The 15,511-nt window shown below is 31.3% G+C and carries 16 protein-coding genes; 8 read left to right on the forward strand and 8 right to left on the reverse strand.

Annotation, left to right across the window (positions count from 1 at the left end):
• Positions 1-1,703: hypothetical protein (locus HY951_00030; GenBank protein ID MBI5538419.1), on the reverse strand; the 1,703-nt coding region annotated here is incomplete at its 3' end.
• Positions 1,704-2,235: 532 nt separating this feature from the next.
• Between HY951_00030 and HY951_00035 the strand changes: the two genes are divergently transcribed.
• Positions 2,236-3,393, forward strand: a complete 1,158-nt coding sequence (locus tag HY951_00035; protein MBI5538420.1) for a methionine aminotransferase — start codon at positions 2,236-2,238, stop codon at positions 3,391-3,393.
• On the opposite strand, the gene HY951_00040 is transcribed toward HY951_00035, so the two are convergent.
• The 4 genes from HY951_00040 to cysC all read right to left on the reverse strand — a co-directional run bounded on the left by HY951_00040 (position 3,390) and on the right by cysC (position 6,677).
• Positions 3,390-4,631, reverse strand: coding sequence for a 50S ribosome-binding GTPase (locus HY951_00040; GenBank protein MBI5538421.1), 1,242 nt, complete (start codon positions 4,629-4,631; stop codon positions 3,390-3,392). The genes HY951_00035 and HY951_00040 overlap by 4 nt on opposite strands.
• Positions 4,632-4,718: 87 nt before the next feature.
• A complete protein-coding gene (locus tag HY951_00045) occupies positions 4,719-5,078 on the reverse strand; it encodes a four helix bundle protein (protein MBI5538422.1) in 360 nt (119 codons plus the stop codon).
• A 122-nt stretch (positions 5,079-5,200) separates the two neighbouring features.
• The gene (gene cysD, locus HY951_00050) at positions 5,201-6,106 is read right to left on the reverse strand and encodes a sulfate adenylyltransferase subunit CysD (protein MBI5538423.1); all 906 of its coding nucleotides are present in this window, start codon (positions 6,104-6,106) and stop codon (positions 5,201-5,203) included.
• 4 nt (positions 6,107-6,110) lie between these two features.
• Positions 6,111-6,677 carry an adenylyl-sulfate kinase gene (gene cysC / locus HY951_00055; GenBank protein ID MBI5538424.1) on the reverse strand — a complete coding sequence of 189 codons (567 nt, stop codon included), beginning with the start codon at positions 6,675-6,677 and terminating at the stop codon, positions 6,111-6,113.
• 252 nt (positions 6,678-6,929) lie between these two features.
• On the opposite strand from cysC, the gene ruvX reads away from it, so the two are divergent.
• From ruvX to HY951_00080, 5 genes are read left to right on the forward strand one after another with little or no spacing between them, the layout of a single operon-like run.
• The gene (gene ruvX / locus HY951_00060) at positions 6,930-7,355 is read left to right on the forward strand and encodes a Holliday junction resolvase RuvX (GenBank protein MBI5538425.1); all 426 of its coding nucleotides are present in this window, start codon (positions 6,930-6,932) and stop codon (positions 7,353-7,355) included.
• Positions 7,352-7,912 (forward strand): peptide deformylase, encoded by a 561-nt coding sequence (locus HY951_00065; GenBank protein ID MBI5538426.1) that lies wholly within the window; start codon positions 7,352-7,354, stop codon positions 7,910-7,912. The genes ruvX and HY951_00065 overlap by 4 nt, the downstream gene beginning before the upstream one ends.
• A gap of 2 nt (positions 7,913-7,914) precedes the next feature.
• The gene (locus tag HY951_00070) at positions 7,915-8,466 is read left to right on the forward strand and encodes a hypothetical protein (protein ID MBI5538427.1); all 552 of its coding nucleotides are present in this window, start codon (positions 7,915-7,917) and stop codon (positions 8,464-8,466) included.
• A 6-nt stretch (positions 8,467-8,472) separates the two neighbouring features.
• The gene (locus HY951_00075) at positions 8,473-8,721 is read left to right on the forward strand and encodes a hypothetical protein (protein MBI5538428.1); all 249 of its coding nucleotides are present in this window, start codon (positions 8,473-8,475) and stop codon (positions 8,719-8,721) included.
• A gap of 24 nt (positions 8,722-8,745) precedes the next feature.
• Positions 8,746-10,881, forward strand: coding sequence for a ComEC family competence protein (locus HY951_00080; GenBank protein MBI5538429.1), 2,136 nt, complete (start codon positions 8,746-8,748; stop codon positions 10,879-10,881).
• A gap of 3 nt (positions 10,882-10,884) precedes the next feature.
• On the opposite strand, the gene HY951_00085 is transcribed toward HY951_00080, so the two are convergent.
• From HY951_00085 to hemW, 3 genes are read right to left on the reverse strand one after another with little or no spacing between them, the layout of a single operon-like run.
• Positions 10,885-11,835: a DUF1566 domain-containing protein gene (locus tag HY951_00085; GenBank protein ID MBI5538430.1), complete on the reverse strand. Its 951-nt coding sequence runs from the start codon at positions 11,833-11,835 to the stop codon at positions 10,885-10,887.
• Between the two features lie 58 nt (positions 11,836-11,893).
• Complete coding sequence (locus HY951_00090) at positions 11,894-12,331, reverse strand: GNAT family N-acetyltransferase (GenBank protein ID MBI5538431.1); 438 nt, start codon at positions 12,329-12,331, stop codon at positions 11,894-11,896.
• Positions 12,332-12,340: 9 nt separating this feature from the next.
• A complete protein-coding gene (gene hemW, locus HY951_00095; protein MBI5538432.1) occupies positions 12,341-13,471 on the reverse strand; it encodes a radical SAM family heme chaperone HemW in 1,131 nt (376 codons plus the stop codon).
• Between the two features lie 52 nt (positions 13,472-13,523).
• Between hemW and vanZ the strand changes: the two genes are divergently transcribed.
• Positions 13,524-13,910, forward strand: a complete 387-nt coding sequence (vanZ, locus tag HY951_00100; protein MBI5538433.1) for a VanZ family protein — start codon at positions 13,524-13,526, stop codon at positions 13,908-13,910.
• Between the two features lie 59 nt (positions 13,911-13,969).
• Positions 13,970-15,367 carry a C1 family peptidase gene (locus HY951_00105; protein MBI5538434.1) on the forward strand — a complete coding sequence of 466 codons (1,398 nt, stop codon included), beginning with the start codon at positions 13,970-13,972 and terminating at the stop codon, positions 15,365-15,367.
• Positions 15,368-15,511: the final 144 nt, after the last annotated feature.

The following is a 15,511-nucleotide window of genomic DNA, read 5'->3' on the forward strand; positions in this document are numbered from 1 at the left end:
ATTCCGTTAGGTCCACCAGTAAGTGTTAAAGGTTTGCCAACGCAAACAGGACTATTACTAGTTGCAGTAGCTACTGGGTTTGCATTTATAGTTACATTTGTAGTAGCAGTCGATGTACACCCATTAGCATTTGTTACCGTTATAGTATATATACCAGCCATTCCTGCTGTCGCTGAAGCGGAAACTGTAGGACTTTGCGTATTGTTAGAATAAGCTAATGGTCCGCTCCAGGAATAAGTAGTCATTCCATTGGGACCACCTGTTAATGTTAAAGGTTGACCGATACAAACAGGACTATTACTTGCTGCTGTGGCAACTGGATTTGCATTTACAACAACAGTTGTAGTTGCTGTTGATGTACATCCGCCGGCATTTGTTACTGTAATAGTATAAGTACCTGCCATCCCAGCAGTAGCTGAAGCCGAAACCGTAGGACTTTGCGTGTTGTTAGAATATGCTAATGGACCGCTCCATGAATAAGAAGTCATTCCATTGGGACCACCTGTTAATGTTAAAGGTTGACCGATACAGACAGGACTATTGCTTGTTGCTGTAGCTAAAGGACCAGCATTTACGATTACATTAGTAGTTGCTGTTGATGTACATCCATTTACATTTGTTACAGTAATTGTATAAATGCCTGACATTCCAACTGTAGCAGAAGCTGAAACTGTGGGGCTTTGTGTATTACTAGAAAATCCTAATGGTCCACTCCATGAGTAGGAAACCATACCATTAATTCCACCAGTTAATGTTAATAGTTTTCCTTCACAAACAGGTCCGTTATTAGTTGCAGTGGCATTTGGTAAAGCGTTTACTACTACTGTTGTGGTTGCAACTCCAGTACAACCAGTAGCATCAGTAACGGTTACAGAATACAATCCTCCCATCGCAAGAGTAGCACCTGCTCTGGTAGGATTTTGTAAAATGCTGTTAAATCCTCCAGGTCCTGACCATACATAAGAAGAATAAGCATCAACATTTAATTGAATTAAATCTCCTACACAGTAAGGACCTGTATTAGATGCGACTGGAGCAAGTGGAGGTGGTGCAGTAATTGTAAATGTTGAGTCAATTGAACAACTGTTTGCATCTGTAATTGTAACAATATATGTTCCTGCACATAAGTTGCCAATACTGTCAAGAATGGAAGTTGTAGACCATAAATAATCAACAGGAAATGCTGCATTAATTACAGAATTAATTTTAACACTACCATCACATCTACCTGGACAGGTTTCATTTATTTGAGTAGAAAGGTCAATTGTTATAGGACCAGGAGCAACTACCCATACCTGAGGAGACCATTGTATTGCATTTGAAGCATCTCTTACCCTAACCTGATATGGTAAAACTGAACCACACAGATTAGTTATTGTGAATGGGAAATCTATTGCATTAAGATTATTGTAATTTTGTGTGCCGCCAATATCTGCAGGCAATGTCAATCTTAAATCAACAGGAAATGTAGGAGCGCCATTTAAAGTTACAGTAATTGTGCCATCACATAAACCATAACAAGTAACATTAGTTGATGTAACAGAAACTGTATAAATTCCTTTTGGATTTGTTTGAAAATCAATTGTTGTATCGGAATGTTCAATTGCATAATCTGTACTCTTTACTGTCTTTTGTGCCAAAAGTGAAAGATTTAAAAATAGCGCAAAAAACAGGAATATTATATGAATTAATCTAGGCTTCATTATTATTTTTAATAAGATATTTGGTTTATACGTGATCTTATTGGCTTTGTTTCATTAATTGTTTAAAAGTAAATCTTTACTAAAACCTTATATTTTTAAGACATACAAACATCTAAAATGGTTGCCAAAAATAATTAAAATTTTTGTTTGACCAATAATTATTAAATTCAAATAAAGCTATAATTTTATTAAAGTTAGAAGATTAAGATTGAAAACATTATCTACTAGCTTTATAACAGTAATATAATCAGTTATATAACGTTTGAAGGAGTACTTGCAATTAAGTAAAAATAAGGAAAGTAATTCATTAATATTTTTAAGATTAACTTTGTTTTTTTTATTTTTAATGTGATGAAAGTTATTTTTAAAATATTTATTTGGATTTTGATAATATTATTTTTTCCTCTTTCATTAATTTTTGTAGCTTATTATAAACAACAGAAGGCTAAAAAAGCATATTATAGAACAAAGAAAACTTAGCTGACTATTCTACAGATATTATTATTTTTGATGCTTAAAAAAAAGATTAGTTATGATATTAAATAGACCAACAATAAAAACAAAACTACCTAAAGTAGGAACAACAATATTTACGGTAATGTCTTCATTGGCAACAGAATGCAATGCAATTAATTTATCACAGGGGTTTCCGAATTTTCCGGTTTCAGAAGAATTGATTTCACTTGTAAATAAATATATGAAACTTGGTTTTAATCAATATGCTCCTATGATGGGTGTAAAAGAGCTAAGAGAGGCAATTTCAGAAAAAACATTTAAGCTTTATAATGTAAATTACGATCCAGATTCTGAGATAACTGTAACATCAGGTGGTACAGAAGCCCTTTTTTCAGCAATTTCAGCAGTAGTAAAAACCGGCGATGAAGTGATTGTTTTTGAACCAGCATATGACAGTTATATTCCGGCAATTGAATTAAATGGTGGTATTCCGGTTTGTATTTCTTTAAAATATCCAGATTATAATATTGATTGGGCTGAAGTAAGGAATAAAATATCTTCAAAAACAAAGTTGATAATTATTAATACTCCTCATAATCCCACAGGAGCGGTATTATGTGAAACAGATTTAAATGAATTATGTAACATTGTTCAGAATACAAATATCTTTTTAATTGGAGATGAGGTATACGAGCATATAATTTTTGATGGATTAAAACATAATTCATTAATGTCTCTACCTGAATTGCAACAACGTAGTTTTATTATAAGTTCTTTTGGTAAAACATTTCATGTTACAGGTTGGAAAACAGGATATTGTGTTGCACCTAAGGATTTAACAACAGAATTCAGAAAAATTCATCAGTTTTTAACATTTAGCACATTTACACCTTTACAATATGCACTTGCCGAATTTTTAAAAAATCCGGGAAATTATAATGGAGTTCCATTATTTTATGAAAAAAAGAGAAATACTTTTCTTGAGGCGATAAAAGATTCAAGATTTACATTTATTCCATCTAAAGGATCATACTTTCAAAATCTTTGTTATTCAGAAATAACTGATGAGCCGGATACAGAATTAGCTATAAGATTAACAAAAGAAATAGGCGTTGCATCAGTTCCTATTTCAGTTTTTTATCAAAACTTAAAAGATGAAAAAATTCTTCGCTTTTGTTTTGCAAAAGACGATGAAACTTTATTTAGGGCAGGGGAAAAACTTTCTAAACTTTAAACAATCATACCTGCACAAACAGTTTCATTTGTTGCTTCATCAACAAGAATAACGCTACCTGTAATTCTGTTTTTACGGTAAGAATCGAAGAAAATTGGTTTTTGAGTACGAATAGAAATGCGTCCGATTTCATTCATAGTAACTGTTTTATCTTCGGTATTTCTTTCCATTGTGTTAATGTCAACCTTATATTTAACTTCGTTGATAACACATTTAACTTCGTTTGAGGTATGACGTAATACATAGCGACCTTTTAATTGTAATGGTTTTGGATTAAACCAGCAGAACATCATGTCCACATCCTGCGAAATTGTTGGCACGTTGTTTTCTTTAACTATCATATCGCCACGGCTAACATCAACGTCATCTTCAAGAGTAATTGTTACAGATTGTGACGAAGTAGCAACTTCCAAAGATTTTTCAAATGTGTCGATAGATTTAATTGTTGAGACAAATCCACTTGGTAAAACTTTTACCTTATCGCCTTTTCTGAAAATGCCACCGGCAATTCTTCCGGCATATCCACGATAATCGTGGAATTCATCATTTTGTGGTCTGATAATGTATTGTACTGGTAATCTTGAATCGATGTGATTCTGGTCGCTACTTATATAAATAGTATCAAGTAACCATAGTAAAGTTGGACCATCATACCAATCCATTTTTGTACTACGTTTAACTACGTTATCACCATTTAATGCAGAAATTGGAACAAAGCGAATATCTTTTATGTCAAATTTTGCAGCAAATTCTAAAAATTTACTTGTAATTTCAGCAAATCTCTCTTCACTGTAATCAACTAAATCCATTTTGTTAATACAAATAATAACATGAGGAATTTGTAACAAACTTGCAAGAAAAGAATGTCTTATAGTTTGTTCCACAACACCATGACGGGCATCTACCAAAATAACTGCAAGATTAGCAGTAGAGGCACCTGTTACCATATTTCTGGTGTACTGAATATGACCGGGAGTATCGGCAATAATAAATTTTCTGCGAGGTGTTGCGAAATAACGATATGCAACGTCAATTGTAATTCCTTGTTCACGTTCAGCACGAAGTCCGTCTGTTAACAAAGCTAAGTTTACTCTTTCTTCACCTCTTCCAAGACTAGCTCTTTCGATAGCTTCCATCTGATCTTCGAAAATTGCTTTACTGTCATATAACAATCTTCCTATTAAAGTGCTTTTTCCATCGTCAACACTTCCTGCAGTTGTGAAACGAAGAAGTTCCATGTTTAAATATGCGTCAAAATTGTTATCGTCCATATATATTATTTAGAATTTAGGATTTACGAATAAGGATTTATATTGAAATTAAGATTAAATATTTTTTGATTTAATTGTTTTAATTGAAGCTGAGAAAATTGAAACTAATTCATTTGCTTCTTTAATTAATTTAATTAGTTCTTCATTATCGCATTTTAATTTTAATTCATCAATTAATTCAAGCCAGAATAAGCTTTCGTCTGCTTCTTCATCTACAACTTTTAATTTATGTAAAAAATCTGCAGTAGATTTTCCTCTACATGTTGCACGATAATTTGCAGCGACAGAGGATGCTGATTTTAGTAGTTGATAAGAAATCACGTCAATTTCTTTACCTTTTTCTACAGTTAAAATAAATTTAAATACTCTAACAGCAAACTTTTTTGTTCTATTTTTTAACTCTTCTTTTTCCATTATTTTACTAAGGAGTTATGATTAAGGAATTAGGATTTATTTGGTACTAGTTCTAAAATATTTCAAATTGTTAATAATGATAATTATTTTCAAATCCTAAATCGTAATTCCCAAATCCTAAATTAGAAATAACCTTCTTTTTTGCGATCTTCCATTGCTGTTTCGCTACGTTTATCGTCATAACGACCACCTCTTTCAGTAACGCGTGTTGCAGCAATTTCGCGAATAATTTCTTCAAGAGTTGTTGCTTTTGATAAAGTTAATCCGGTACATGAAATATCACCAATTGTTCTGCAACGAACATCCATCATTTCTGGTTTCTCATCAGGTTTCAACTCCATGAAGGGTGCGGTTGCAAGTATCATCCCATCACGTTTAAATACTTCTCTTTTGTGATTAAAATACAAGCTGGGAATAGGAATATTTTCGAGTAAAATATATTGCCATACGTCCATTTCAGTCCAGTTACTAATTGGAAAAACTCTGAAATGTTCACCCATACGTTTTTTCCCATTAAATATATTCCATAATTCAGGGCGTTGATTTTTTGGGTCCCATTGTCCAAATTCATCACGGTGTGAGAAAAAACGTTCTTTAGCACGGGCTTTTTCTTCATCGCGGCGACCACCTCCCATTGCACAATCAAATTTAAATTCTTCTATAGCATCAAGAAGTGTAACTGTTTGTAATTTGTTACGACTGGCGTTAATTCCTTTTTCTTCAACTACACGACCTTTATCAATTGAATCCTGAACCAAACGAGCTATGCATGTTGATCCGGTTTCTTTCATTAAATTATCACGGTAGTCGAGCGTTTCCTGAAAGTTATGACCTGTATCAACGTGTAACAATGGAAAAGGAACTTTTGCAGGCCAGAATGCTTTTCGTGCAAGGTAAAACATAACAATAGAATCTTTTCCGCCTGAAAAAAGCATGGTAGGTTTTTCAAATTGCGCAACAACTTCACGAATAACATAAATAGATTCGTTTTCGAGTTCGCGAAGATGAGTGATTTTATAATTTTTCATTTTTTTATTTGTATTCTATTATTGGTAAGAATTTGCTTAGTAGTTTATTCACGCATGTTTTTACGTCCGATTCTGATGTATTTATTTCAAGAAATGCATTCATTGGTTCATCAAAAGGTGCACTTATTCCTGTGAAATCCGGAATTTCTCCTTTTCTTGCCTTTGCATAAAGACCTTTTACATCGCGTTTTTCGCAAACAGTTAATGAAGCATTTACATAAACTAAATAGTAATTTGAAGAACCTACAATTTCTTTAACTAAATCGCGTAAATTATTTGTAGGGCTAACAAATGAGTTAATTGTTATAATGCCATTTTCGATAAATAATTTATTTATTTCAGCAATTCGGCGAATATTTTCGTTACGATCTTCTTCTGAAAATCCCAAATTTTTATTTATTCCGGTTCTAACATTGTCGCCATCAATAAGTTTAACGAGAAATCCTCTGTTGTGAAGTTCTTTTTCGAATTCAATAGCTAATGTACTTTTACCGCTTCCTGATAATCCTGTAAACCATATGCAGATGCTTTGCTGAGAAAGAAGTGCTTCTTTATCCTTGCGTGTCAGCATTTTATCGAAAACTGGAGTTATGTTTTTAGCTGTGTGCGTCACTTAGTCTATAAAATTAATGGGGTAAAAATACTACTATAAAATGAATATGACAAATAATACATATGTAGTAAACATTTTTTAAGAAAAGGCGATGTAAAAAAAATCATATTAAAAGAGCACAATATCAGATAAGTAAACAATTTATTGAATTAATATTATTGCCTTTTACACATTTTTAATGTAGGTTTGCACTACTAAATAATTTTTATTGTGGGTAGAATATTAGCAATTGATTATGGTCAGAAACGTGTTGGTCTTGCAGTAACAGACACTTTAAAAATTATTGCAACTAATTTAACAACTGTTCACTCGAGTGAAATATTTGATTTTCTTAAAAATTATTTTCAGAAAGAGGAGGTAGAATTAATTGTTGTAGGTTTAGCTAAAAAGCTTGACAATACCGAATCTTCATCAATGCAATTTATTAAACCATTTGCAGAAAAACTTAAAACCACTTTTCCTCTTATTCCGGTTGATATGTACGATGAGAGATTTACATCTAAAATGGCGTTTCAGGCTATGATTGATGGTGGGCTTGGAAAAAAAGACAGAAAAAACAAGGCATTAATTGATTCGGTTAGTGCGACAATCTTATTACAGAATTATTTAGAATATTTAAATTTTAAAAAGAGATGATATTGCCTATCTATGGATATGGAAATGCAGTGCTTCGTGATGTAGCAAAAGATATTTCAAAGGATTATCCCGGCTTGAAAGAGTTTGTAGCAAATATGTTTGAAACGATGTATGAAGCTGAAGGAGTTGGCCTTGCGGCACCCCAGGTTGGAAAATCAATCAGGTTATTTGTGATTGATGCTGAGCCAATGGAAGAAGACCATAAAGAATTGGTTGGCTTCAAAAAAGTTTTTATTAATGCACATATAATAAATGAAGAAGGTGAATCATGGATATATAATGAAGGTTGTTTAAGTTTACCCGGAATCCGTGAAGATGTTCGTCGCAAGCCTGTAATTACTGTAAAATATTTGGATGAAAATTTTGAACAACATGAGGAAGTTTATGATGGTATTAAAGCGAGAATTTTTCAGCATGAATATGATCACCTTGATGGGATATTAATTCCTGACAGAATTTCGCAAATCAGAAGAGCACTAATTAAGAAAAAGCTTAATAATATTATTACAGGAATAGTAAAAGTAAGTTATAAAATGAAATTTGCAACTAAGAAATAAAAATGAAAAACTACACGTTGTTATTGTTTATGTTATTGGGGTTGTTTTCATGCACTGAAACAACAAATAAAAATACTGATGAAAAAAATAAATTGCTTTTAGAAATTCAGCAAACAGAAAAGCAATTGTATTCAGATACAGTTATGACTCTCGACGTTAGTGTTGCAAATAATGCTATAATTTTATATTCAAAATATGCTACTCAAAATCCTGATGATACTGCAACAGCCGAATATCTACTAAGAGCAGCAGAAATTTGCAAAGCGTTAAATAAAGGAAAACTTGCATTGTCATATTACGAGAGAATCGAGAATGATTATTCTTCATTTCCCAAAATGCCAATTTGCATTTTTATGCAAGGGTATATAAATGAAAATTTACTTTTAGATTTGGACAAAGCAAAATATCATTATGAGAGGTTTATTGATAAATATCCAAACCATCCTTTGGCAAAAGACACAAAAGTAATAATACAAAATTTGGGTAAAAGCCCCGAAGAACTTATAAAATCATTTCAAGAAAAGGAAAAAAACAATATCTCACCTAACACCTGATAAAAAATGAAAAACCTTATTTTAATTATTACAATTATTAGTGCAGTTGTCTTTATGTCATGTGAGAAACTTGCAGAAGAAGAAACGCCAATATGTAAAGATTGTTATAAAATAAAGTATCGTAACTCTAACAATTTACCAAAAGACACTTTAGATTTTAAGCGACTTTGTGGTGGAGATGTATTATTATGGGATAGTTTTGCAGATAGTATTGTTGCTGCAGATACTTCAACAATTAAATATTTTTGTAAATAGCATTGTTAAATTATTATCTTACAAATGCAGGCAAAAGTTTCGACTTTTTCTAACATCCCATTTGTAAGATTAGTTTTACCATTTATCTTAGGCATTGTTTTTTGTCGGTATTTTCCTAATCTTCCTATATTTTGGATTATTTTAGGGGTTACTTTGTTGTTTTTATTGTTATTTGTTTTTCAAGTTATTCCTGCAATTAGAGCTAAATATTCAATTGCATCATTTTGGGGAATAACACTAAATGTTGCTTTATTTCTTTCTGCTTATACCTTAACTTCACAACGTGCAGTAAAAAAAGATTTTTTTGTAGGACAGAAATCCGGATACCTTTTAGGTGAGATAATAGAGCAGCCTGCAGAGAAGGAAAAATCAATAAAAACAGTTCTCGAAATTCAGGCAATTCGTTCAAATAATGAATGGTTAAGTACTGATGGAAAAGTAATATTATATTTTCAAAAAGACAAAAAATCGTCTGCCTTAAAAAATGGTGACAGAATAATATTTGAACCCTCTTTACAGGAAATAGAAAATGCGGGGAATCCTAAGGAGTTTGATTATAAACAATATCTGGCATTTCATTTAATAACACATCAGGCATATTTGAAATCAGCAAGCTGGCATTTAATAAGCTCAAAGGCTGATGGTGGAATATTATTATTTGCAGATAACTTAAGAAATGAAATTCTTTCTGTATTGACAAAATATGGGTTCAAAGGTGATGCTTATAGTGTTACATCTGCAATAACTTTAGGCTATACAAATGATCTTGATGCTGAGGTAAAACAATCGTATATTTCTTCTGGAGCAATGCATGTGTTATCTGTTAGCGGATTGCATGTGGGAGTTGTTTTTATTGTGCTTGATTTTTTATTATTTTTTCTTTCAAAGAAGAAACGATTAAGAATTATAAAGGCTGTGTTAATTGTTCTTTTTCTATGGGGTTATGCTTTAATTACAGGATTATCACCTTCTGTTCTCAGAGCTGCAACAATGTTCAGCTTTGTTGTTATAGGTAGAGCTTTTGATAGGCAAACGAATATTTATAACTCGCTTTTTTCGTCTGCAATGCTTCTTTTAATTATTAATCCTTTAATGTTATTTGATGTTGGCTTTCAACTAAGCTATCTTGCAGTTTTTGGAATCGTATACTATCAGCCAATGGTGTATAGAGTATTTTACATTCGATATAAAATAATAGATAAGTTGTGGGCATTAACTTCTGTTGGAATTGCAGCACAGTTGGTTACTTTTCCTTTAAGTTTATATTATTTTCATCAGTTTCCTAATTATTTTTTAATTACAGGGCTTATTGTTATACCATTATCCTCGTTAATAATATACCTGACGATGTTTTTATTTGCTATTTCTGCATGGGAATGGGGATCTGGATGGGTAGCAAAAGGACTTATAAAACTTGTCGATCTAATGAATTGGTCATGTCAGTATATTGAAAATTTGCCTGGTGCAGTTGCAAAGGATATTCCATTTAATATGCCATTGATGTTTTTGTTTTATTTAGCTTTAGTCTTCGTAACATTATTCATTGTTTATAAGCATATAAGTTATTTAAGATTTTTTCTGGTTTCAATAATCTTTATTATTTGTTTGAGTATTTACGAGAAAATTACTTCGCTTAATCAAAGAAAATTATATGTATATAATATAAAAGGGGTATCGTCTTTAAATTTTATTGATGGGTATAATAATGTATTATTTAGTGATATAATACCTGAAAAGACAAATATTTTAAATTCACTAAAAGGTAATTGGTTAACGCTGGGAGTTGGCGCAGAAAAAATAATCCCCTTTTCGAAATTAAATGATCAGTTTTTATTTACAAATATTTTAACAACAGATAATGAAAATTTATTTTTCAAAAAAAACTTTTTTGATTTTTATAATTGCAGAATATTTGTATTAAGAGAAAAATTTAAATTGCCACAACAAATTACAAAAAAAATTAATGTAAATTATATAATACTTTCAAATAACGTATATATGAGTATTTCTGATATATTACAAGTTATAAATCCTTGTCAGATAATTATTGATTCTTCTAATTCAAAATGGCGAATAAATAAGTGGAAAGAAGAGGCTAAAATTCTAAATGTAAAATGCTTTGCCGTTACTGAAAGTGGAGCATTTATGGCAGATATTTAATTTTTAAAAATCTCTAATTGCACGAACATAAATGGGTGTGCAAAGCTTATCATTTCCAATAACTGCTCCTGTAACAAAGTCAAATGCCCAGGCACTTAAACTGCTGCATTCAGTTGAAGACCAGTATGAGTGCTTAGATAATGGAATTGTAGCGGGATTACCATCAGTGTCAATAGCTTTATCAAGTTGGTATTTAGCATGAAAAATTAAACTTAATTGGTCTATTGCAGGCAAGTACCAATCTGAGTAAATGCCACTACCATAATTGGGATTAGTATAATTATCACAGGCATCAGCTGTACTTGCAGCTGAGCTTTGTAGTATAATAGCATTTGAATTTGCTTGGCCATTCCAGTCGCTTTGTGCTGTTGCTCCAATTAATGTTGTTGGAAAATCGCTCCAGGTCATAGCAGAGTTTATATCGGTCAGACTGCATATTAAACCGTGATTTCCTGTGTAGTCAACATAAAAAATTATTCCTCCTTCAAAAAATTCTCCTACATAATGTTTTGGTGGGGTAGAGCCACTGTATTCGGCATAAAAAGCATAAGGGACACTTACTAACTGATTTGTACTTACAAGTGTGTAATTTGTAAAGCCGGTAGGGTCAGTTTCAATTTTTATAAAATATGGACCATTACCCCAGTTAATAGCGGCAAAGGTTCCAATCTGTGGAGTTCCGGCACCAATATTTATATTCACTACTCCATATGAATTTGATAATGGATTTGGCGAATATGTTTCTCGGTAAATAATAATACCGGATGAAGAGCCTTGTAAAATGCTTACACGCATTCCTAAACTGGTATTTGGTAAAACATCACCAGTTACATTTCTAATAACTGCCTGATAATTGATTTTTTGTGGTGATTGAGAAAAGGCAGTAAAACCAATTGCTTGTAGCACTATGGTTGTTAATAATAAAACCCAAAGTGTATATTTCTTTATTTCCATACAATATTATTTTCGTATGTAAATGTACGAAGTTTTCAAATGAAAACCTTTTTTAAAATTAAAAAAGATCATCAAACCATTGCATTGACAAATGTTCTATTCCTGCCTCAAAAAAAGGCAGACCTACAGGACTAAAGCCATTTCTTAAATAAAAGTTTACTGCTGATTTTTGTGCGTGTAAATAAATTGTTTTATTCAATGTTCTTGCATCAAATAATGCTGCATCTAATAGCGCTTGTCCAATTTTTTTATTTCTATATCCATGTAATACTGCAAATCTTTCGAATTTAATACCTTCTTCTGTAATTCTCCATCGAGCAGTTCCTACTGCTAAATCATGATAATATGCAAGATAATGCTGTGCTGTATCTTCCAGATTATCTTGTTCGAGTGCCTTATCAACACCTTGCTCTTTAACAAATACTTCTCTGCGAATTGTAAGTGCATAATGTAATTTCTCAGTGTCCTGTATGTCGAATTTTATTACTTTAATCATAATACTAATTTAAATTATACATAATTCTGAAATTATATTGTCAGAAACAAACCACTTTTCCTCAGAAATATTGTATATGTTGTTATTTGCTGATTTAACAATATTATTTTTTGTTAAAGATAATATAGATTTTTTAAAACTTTCGGCATAATTATTTCCAAATAATGCTGAAATATCTTCCAAGTTAATTCCCTTATTCGTTCTTAAACGAGTTAATAAAAACTCATTATATTTCTGATTTAAACTTAGGTTTTCTTTAGTGAAATATTTTTTCTCTGTTGTAATTCTGGTAATATATTTACCAATTTCCGATACATTCCATTGTCGTGAATCGCCATTAAATGAATGTGCTGACGGACCAATACCAACATATTTCTTCCCTTGCCAGTAGCTACTATTATGTTTTGAATTAAATTCAGGTAACGAAAAGTTCGAAATTTCATAGTGTTCGAAACATTTACTTCTTAATTTTTCGCATAAAAGAGAATATTGATCAGCACTTTCTTCATCTTGAAGGGCAAATATTTTTTTAGTCTCTAGTTGTTTGTGAATTTTAGTTCCTCTTTCAAAACTCAGATGATATGCCGAAATATGTTGAATGTTTAAATCTAAGGCAATGTCAATTGTTTTTCCCCATTCTTCAATATTCAGATTAGGAATACCGTAAATTAAATCGATACTAATATTGTTAAAACCGGTTTGTTTTAAAACGTCTATTGATTCTATTGCTTGTTCAGAATTATGTCTTCGATTCAAAAAGTTTAAGATACTATCATTAAAAGATTGGGTTCCCATGCTAATTCTGTTGATACCAAAAGAAGCAAATGATTTTGCCTTTTCAGTTTTTATATCATCGGGATTAACTTCAATTGTGATTTCAGGGGAATCACAAACCTTATAATTCTTGTAAACAGCATTTAATAATTGTTCAATATTTTTCTCTGCTATAAATGAAGGTGTTCCACCTCCAAAGTAAATGGTTTCTACAGTTTCGTCGCCGATATAATTTTTCTTAATATCTAGTTCTTTAATTTCTGCTGCAATAATTTTGGTAATATCTGCTTCAGAGACAGAAGAAAAAAAATCACAATAGCTGCAACGGGTTTTACAAAACGGGATATGAAAATATATGCCTGCCATCGACAACAAACCTACGTTGAATTTTATACTTTTACAAGTTGAAATTAATAAAATGAATAGTTCATTTATAAAAGCAATAATATGGGCTGTGCTAATCTTTATTGGTAGTGCAATTTCAGGTGATAACTTAAATAGTGTTAACCTGATTGAGATTCCGGGGGCAGATAAATTAATTCATTTTATATGGTACTTTGTTTTATGCCTTTTTATTATGGCAGGTACTATTAAACAAAGAAAAAAATTATCTGTTGAAAGTATTATTGTTATCTTGGTTTCTTGTTTTTTATACGGTGGATTGCTGGAAGTTTTACAAGGAACAGTATTTAATAAACGCTCACAGGATATTTTTGATTTTATAGCAAATTGTTCAGGTGCTTTAATTGCCTCAATTTCTTTTTTGTGGTTGTATAAAAGAAGATTTTGGAGAAATGTGTTATAGTATTTAGTTGAAAATTAAATATAACTTCAATTTATATATATTTGTAAAAATTATCTCTTATGAAAAGAATTGTAGTTTTTATTTTTCTAATAATTATGGCTAAAGCAGGATTTTCACAAAATAATTCTACTTCAATTTCAACTGAAGTATTACAACAAATTGAAAAATCTTTTGTTGCCTCACCAAATGATAAAGCGATACAAAATGCGGTTTCTGCAAATGATGTAAAAAAGCTTACTGTAAATAGAGATAATTTCGGAAAAACAGATTTCTTTTTCAAATATAAAGTTGATGTTACCGGAATTACCGACCAAAAGAGTTCAGGTCGCTGCTGGATGTTTACAGGATTAAATATTTTAAGACCAAAAGTGATTAAACATTATAATTTAAGTTCATTTGAGTTTAGTACTAACTATTTATATTTTTATGATTTGCTCGAGAAAGCTAATCTGTTTTTAGAAGGAATTATTCTTTCATCCGACAAGCCAATGGACGATAAAACTGTTGAGTGGTTTTTTAAAAATCCGATTGGTGATGGTGGTGTGTGGAATTCATTAACAAACTTAGTTGAAAAATATGGTTTAGTTCCAAAAGAAGTGATGCCCGAAACAAACTCGAGTGAAAATACTTCAGCACTTCAACGTGTTTTAACCACAAAATTAAGAGAATGTGGTCTGGAGATAAGAAAAATGAAAGAAAACAAATCTACAGAGGATAAAATAAGAACTAGAAAAATAGAAATGTTAAGTGATGTTTATAGAATACTTATTATTAATTTAGGCAAACCACCAAAAGAATTTACATGGAGGTACCAGTCAAAAGATGCGACAATAAGTCCAATAAAAACTTATACTCCAAAATCTTTTTTTGCAGAATCTCTGCCTGATGTTAATTTTAACGATTATGTTCTTTTAATGAATGATCCATCACGACCATATTTTAAACTTTATGAAATTGAATATGACAGAAATGTTATAGAAGGTCGTAATTGGCTTTATATAAATTTGCCTGTTGATGAAATTAAGAAATTTGCAATTACATCTATAAAAAGTAACGAAGCAATGTACTTCTCGTGTGATGTAGGCAAACAATTAAATACTGATGCTGGATTGCTTTCGCTTGATAATTATGATTATCAATCTCTGTATGGTGTTAAGTTTGGTATGGATAAAAAAGACAGAATAATAACATTTGAAAGTGGTTCTTCGCATGGAATGGCACTTGTAGCTGCAGACGTTGATGCAAACGAAAAACCCACGAAATGGCTAGTCGAGAATAGTTGGGGCGCTTCATCTGGCCATAGCGGATACCTTGCAATAACAGATGGATGGTTTAACGAATATATGTTTAGAGTTGTAGTTTTAAAGAAATTTATTGATGAGAAAACATTGGAAATATTGAAACAGACTCCAACAAAATTACCACCTTGGGATCCAATGTTTCTTGGAGATAACTAGAAAATAACAAATGGTTTAAACAAAAGACATTTAACGTAAATCAATTGACATATAACAATAAATATGTAACGATGATCATAGAACTTTTTTAACTATTTACTTAATAACTTTTAAAACCCCAAACAAATAACAATAAACATTCTA

The organism is Bacteroidia bacterium, from assembly GCA_016218155.1.
Lineage (GTDB): Bacteria > Bacteroidota > Bacteroidia > Bacteroidales > GWA2-32-17 > GWA2-32-17.